Below are 1,963 nucleotides of genomic sequence, written 5' to 3'. Positions count from 1 at the left end.
TTGCGCTGGCGTATGCCGCGCCAGCCGATGGCGTCGAGGAAGGTGCGGTCGATCATGCGGCCGAGATGGGTCTCACCCCGGGCGTCGTTCTCATAGACGTAGTCAAGGGTGGAGCCCGAATCGAAGCCGGTGGTGATCCCCGTCTTGAGGCCGGTGGAGAACCAGGAGCCGATGCGAATGAAGGCGCGGCTCATCGCCCAGTAGAGGCCCTTGGGCGACAGCAGCGGCAGCGGGGAGGCGAGCCTGTCGGCCTCGTCGCGCGTGTAGCCGGAGCGGTCGGCCGCGGTCAGGTCGGCAGGCTTCTCCGGCGCTGAAAACTGCTTTTCGAGGAATGGCCGGACTAGGTCGAGCGCGTACTTGCGGTCGCGCTCGCCCAGCGTGTCGTGGAAGAAACCGGGCAGCACATGCCGCTCCTTGGCGGGGCTTGCCAGGTTGACGAAGAATTCGTGCTGCGGGCCGTGCCGCACCACCCAGTCGGCGCCCGAGATCAGCAGCTGTGTCGGCACGGTGATGGCGCGCGCGTCCGCGACGATGCGGGCGGCATGCGTGTAGAGCTCGACCAGTATGTTGGAGGCGATCGGCCTCGTGATCAGCGGATCGGCGTCGAAGGAGGCGATGCGCTCCGGATCATGCGTCAGGAACTTGGCCTTGACGTAGGAATTGACAAAGAAGCGCCCCTTGAGCCGCTGCCAGAGCGCGATACCCTCCTTGGCGAAGGGCACGTAGAGCTTGACCGAGAAGGCGGGCGAAGCCACCACCAGCGCGCGGATGTCGGGCGCATAATCATGCACCCAGGCGGCGGCGAGCACGGCGCCGAAGGATTGCGCGATGAGTGCTACGTCACGCTGGGAAAAACCGTCGCGGGCGATCTCGCGCACGAAGCAGTCGATGTCGCGCACCAGCGCGGCGAAGGACGGCGCATAGCCGCGCTCGCCGGCCGAGCGGCCGTTGCCGCGCGCGTCCCAGGCGTAGAAGGCGTAGCCGGGCATTGCGAGCTCGTCGACCAGATGCGCCATTCGCCCGCCATGCTCGTGGCCGCGATGGAAGAGAAGGATGGCGCCCCTGGGCTGCTCGCCGAGCGCCGGCCAGTAGCGGTAGAAGATCTCGGTGCCGTCATGGGTCTTGAAGGTCCGCTCCTCGGCCACGCGTTGGAGGCTCGCCGGTGCTGCTGCGGCGATATTCTGCTGATGGATCATGGTGTTGCCCCCGAGGTCGCTCATTGCCCGACTGCTCCTCTAAGGCCGCTGCGTATCCGGTTGATGGCGGTCGCCAGCGACAGTGTTGCGAGCGCCGGAAACACAAAGGGCGTGAGTGCCACCGGCCACAGGCCGAAAACGATCAACGCGCCGATGACGCCCAGCGCCAGCGCCCGGTCGCTCTTGCCGAACGGCCCTGCATAGTCGCGCGCCGCCCCCGCGGCGATGCCGAGCACGCCGGCGAACTCGACGATGACCGCCATGATCGCGAAGGCGACCACGCCCCAGGCCGGGAAGAGGGCGGCGAAAGCGAGGATCAGCGCCAGGTCGGAGACGACGTCGCAGAGCTCGTTGAGATACATGCCGAGTTTTGACGCCTGCCCATGTTCCCGTGCCAGCATGCCGTCGATCGCGTTGAGCGCCATGCGCGTAAACAGCGCCACCGGCATCAGCAGGAATACGGCCGGATGGGCCGCGAAGGCAGCCACCACCACGCCGGTGGCGACGGAAAGGCCAGCGGCCAGCAGCGTGATCTGGTTGGCGGTGACGCCGGCGCTGGCCAGGCGATCGGCCAGCGGCCGCAGCCTCGCCTGGAAGGCTGGTTTCAACGCATAAAGCGTCGGCATATGCGATCCCCCAACCGCGCCCGCGCATGGATCCCATGCGCCAAAAACCCCATGCCGCGACTCCTTCTGGATGCACGACCTGGCAAGAGGATGGTCAATCGGCGGTCAAGACGCAAGGGTGGCGTGCGCGCGCTTGCGACG

The 1,963-nt window shown here is 67.1% G+C and carries 2 protein-coding genes; both read right to left on the bottom strand.

Translation table 11 applies throughout. The annotated features are described in order from the left end of the window. Window positions 1–1,220 (bottom strand): bifunctional alpha/beta hydrolase/class I SAM-dependent methyltransferase (locus EN742_RS33395; RefSeq protein ID WP_128333792.1); only part of this gene is annotated, 1,220 nt, incomplete at its 3' end. Further along, complete coding sequence (locus EN742_RS33390; RefSeq protein ID WP_126055343.1) at window positions 1,217–1,822, bottom strand: CDP-alcohol phosphatidyltransferase family protein; 606 nt, start codon at window positions 1,820–1,822, stop codon at window positions 1,217–1,219. The genes EN742_RS33395 and EN742_RS33390, both read right to left, overlap by 4 nt. Window positions 1,823–1,963 lie beyond the last annotated feature (141 nt).

This window comes from Mesorhizobium sp. M4A.F.Ca.ET.020.02.1.1 (assembly GCF_004022645.1).
Taxonomy (GTDB): domain Bacteria; phylum Pseudomonadota; class Alphaproteobacteria; order Rhizobiales; family Rhizobiaceae; genus Mesorhizobium.
This window is presented reverse-complemented; position numbering and strand designations above follow the sequence as displayed.